The organism is Mesorhizobium sp. B2-3-2, from assembly GCF_006442295.1.
Lineage (GTDB): Bacteria > Pseudomonadota > Alphaproteobacteria > Rhizobiales > Rhizobiaceae > Mesorhizobium.
In genome coordinates this window covers 1-3,645 of the sequence record NZ_VFWA01000031.1, presented here as the reverse complement: position 1 = coordinate 3,645, position 3,645 = coordinate 1, and the positions used below count along the sequence as shown (strand labels likewise).

General features: G+C 65.9%; 1 protein-coding gene. It reads left to right on the top strand.

Annotated features, from left to right (window positions below):
- Positions 1-169 precede the first annotated feature (169 nt).
- Positions 170-3,645 (top strand): autotransporter-associated beta strand repeat-containing protein (locus FJ964_RS30830; RefSeq protein ID WP_140554508.1); only part of this gene is annotated, 3,476 nt, incomplete at its 3' end.

Genomic DNA, 3,645 nt, shown 5'->3' with positions numbered 1-3,645 from the left:
TTTGCCGCGGCCGCCTTCCAGGGCGAGTTCTCCGGCAACGTGAAGAGCTATTCCGGCAAGCTGAAGCTCGGCATCACATGGTGAGGCTATGCGCATCTTGGCGTGTTGTTCCTTTGTCAACAGTCAATTCAAGATCCCCCAAATTCGGGGGACTTCTGGGGTCAAGCAGATGGGTAGAAAAATCGATGCACCGAGGCGGGCTCATCCGAAGACGGCTCTGCGCAGAGAGACTTGTCTGTCGACATCGGGCTCGCGCCTGGCACTGGCCATCCTTCTCGCAGCTGGAACGCTGTCGACAACGCTTCCGGCGAGAGCCGAGGACTGGCCAATCTACAACGAGGGGGATCTGCATTTCGCCATCTTCAACGCCGACTACGGCGACACAATCCGGTTCTACGCCAATGTCACGCTGACAGCCAACCTGCCGCCCGTGCGGAGCGGCAACATGACCATCAACGGACAAGGCTTCACCCTCTCCGGCAACAACCAGTATCGCGGCCTGTTCGTGCAGCAGGGCGCGATCAACGTGGCGATCAAAGATCTCACCATCACCAACGCCAAAGCCGAGGGCGGTAAGGGTGGCGACGCAAGATTTATTGTACCCGGCAATCCCGCCCGCGGCGGCGGCGGCGGCGGCGGCGCTGGACTGGGCGGCGCGCTGTTCATCGGCAAAGGCGCCAATGTGACAGTAAGCAATGTCAACCTGCAGGCCAACCAGGCGCGCGGCGGCAATGGCGGCGCGCTCGGACCTTTGACTTTGAGCAGTTCGTGGGGCAGCAGTGGCGGCGGCGGTGGCTATTGGCCCATCGGAGCCGATGGCGGCGACGGCGGCCCCTCCGTCAGTGGTGGAGGCGGTGCGCCGGACGACGCCGGCGGTGACGGTAGCATAACAGACGGCAGCCCCGGTGGTTTTGGCGGCGGCGGCGGCGGCAGCGGCTGGTGTTCGGGCAACGACTGCCCTTATATACCGGGGGCCGGCGGTTTTGGCGGCGGCAGCGGGGCCGGCAGTAGTGGAGTGGCTGAGCCTGGTGGCTTCGGCGGCGGCACCGGCACCAGCAACGACGTCAGCGGTGGCGGCGGTGGCGGCGCCGGTCTCGGCGGTGCGATCTTCGTTCAGGAGGGCGGCAGCCTGACCCTGGCCGGCGCTCTCAACATTTCCGGAAATTCCGTCGCGGGCGGTGACGGTGGAAGGAGGGGCGGGCAGGGCAATGCCACTCCCGGCCAGGGCATCGGGTCGGGCATCTTCCTTCACGGCAACGGGTCGTTCAGCGTCGCCCCTGGCGCCGGGGAGACGCAGACCATAAGCGACATCATCATCGACCAGACCGGAGCTGGCGGCACCGGCACCGACAGTGGCAGCTGGTCTCTGGTCAAGAATGGCGACGGGGTGACCGTCCTCACCGGCGCCAATGCCTATAGCGGCGGCACCATCGTCAATGCCGGCATCCTGCAGGGCAACACGTCGAGCCTCAGAGGCAACATCACCAACAATGCGTCCGTCATCTTCGACCAGTCCGGCAACGACGGCACCTTCGCCGGCAACATGTCCGGCAGCGGCGCCCTGTTCAAGCAGGGCAAAGGTGAGGTCGCGCTCACGGGCACCAACACCTACACAGGCGGCACGCGGGTAGAAGAAGGAACCCTGCTGGTCGCCTCCGACGCCAACTTCGGCGCTCCAGATGCCCATATCCATCTTTTGGACGGCAGCGGTCTGCACGCGGCCGGGACCTTCACCAGCACCCGCCCGGTCGGGCTCCTAAGTGGCGATGGGGTCTTGCTCGTCGACCCAGGCAAGGCCCTCACCTTGAGTGGCGTCATCGGAGGAAGCGGCGTGCTGGTCAAGTCCGGCCCCGGCGACCTGATTCTCAGCGGGGCCAACACCTACTCGGGCGGCACGACGGTCACCGGCGGCGTGCTGCGCTTCGCCAACGACGCCAACTTGGGCGCGGCAGCCACCGGGATCATGTTGAACGGTGGTGCAGTCGGGACCATGACATCTGCGGCGGCGTCGATCAGCCGCAATATCACCTTGGCCAGCAACGGTGGCGGTATCGACGTGACGGCGCAGTCCCAGTCTCTCTCCTGGAGCGGCGACATAAGTGGCAACGGTGGCCTCTTCAAGATCGGAGCCGGCACGCTGGTCCTCACCGGCAACAATACCTACACCGGCGGCACGCAGGTGGCAGGAGGGACCCTGTGGGTTGCCTCCGACGCCAAGCTCGGCGCAGCCGGCACCCATGTCGACCTGAACAACGGGGCTCTGCGCGCCTCGGAGACCTTTACCAGCGCCCGCCCTGTCGGGCTTTTAGGCGCCGGTGGCGCTATCCTCGTGGACGCCAACAAATCCCTCACCTTGAGCGGTGTCGTCAGGGGTTCGGGCAGCCTCACCAAGACTGGCGACGGCACCCTCATCCTCACTGGCGCGAATGCCTATACCGGCAGCACCACCGTCAATGCCGGCGTCCTGCAGGGCAATGCAATGAGCCTGCGGGGCCATATCACCGACAACGCCTCCGTCGTCTTCGACCAAGCAGCCGACGGCATCTATGCCGGCAACATCACCGGCCTCGGCAGCCTGACCAAGATCGGCGCCGGCACGCTGATCCTGCCCGCCGCCGCCAACTACGCTGGCGGCACGACCGTCTTGGCCGGCGCGCTGCAGGGCACGACCTTTAGCCTGCAAGGCAACATCCTGAACAATGCCGCCGTTATTTTCGACCAGGGTTTCGACGGCACCTATGCCGGCAACATGACGGGCACCGGCACGCTCACCAAGAACGGCCCTGGCACACTCACCCTCACCGGCACCAGCAGCGTCGACGGCGGCATGACGGTCAACGCCGGCGCACTTCTGGCAAACGGCTCGATCGCTTCGTCTCGCGGCCTGAGAGTGAATACGCGCGCGATAGTGGGCGGCACCGGTATATTGCCGTCGACGATCATTAATGGCGGCACGCTTTCGCCTGGGAATTCGATCGGCACGATCAATATCATCGGGAAACTGACATTCGGCGCCGGCTCGGTCTACGCCGTCGAGGTCTCCGGCGGCGCGGCCGACCGCGCGAGCGTCATCGGCTCCGCCGATCTTTCGGGCGGCACCGTTGATGTCACGTTCCTGGCGGGCGGCTCTGTTTCCAGGAACTACACCATCCTCAATGCCACGGGCGGTCTCGGCGGCACCAAATTCGCCGGCCTCAGCGACGCGCCCTTGCCCGGATTCAAGACCAGCCTCAGCTATGATGCCAACAACGTGTACCTGGTGACAGGCATCGACCGCACCGATCCCGAGCTTAGTGCCCTCAATCAGAACCAACGGACCGTGGCCGACAGGGCGCTCGGCCATTTCGAAGCCAATGGCAGGCTGCCCGCGGAATTCGTCAGGCTCGACGCGAACGGGCTGTCAGCCGCCTCCGGCGAGATCGCGGCCGGCGCCATCATTGCCGGCATCGACAGCGCCGATCGGTTCCTGGGCGTGCTCGACGGGCAGGGCGGGGGCGGGCCCCAGTCTGTCGGCACGGAGGGCGCGGCGAGCGGCGCCGCGGCCTATGCCGAGGACGACAAGGCGGCGGGCGAGGGCAGCTTCGCCGCGCTCGACATGTCGGCAAGCCATGCCGCCGATCCCGTCCAGGCGGTGCTTGCCCGCCG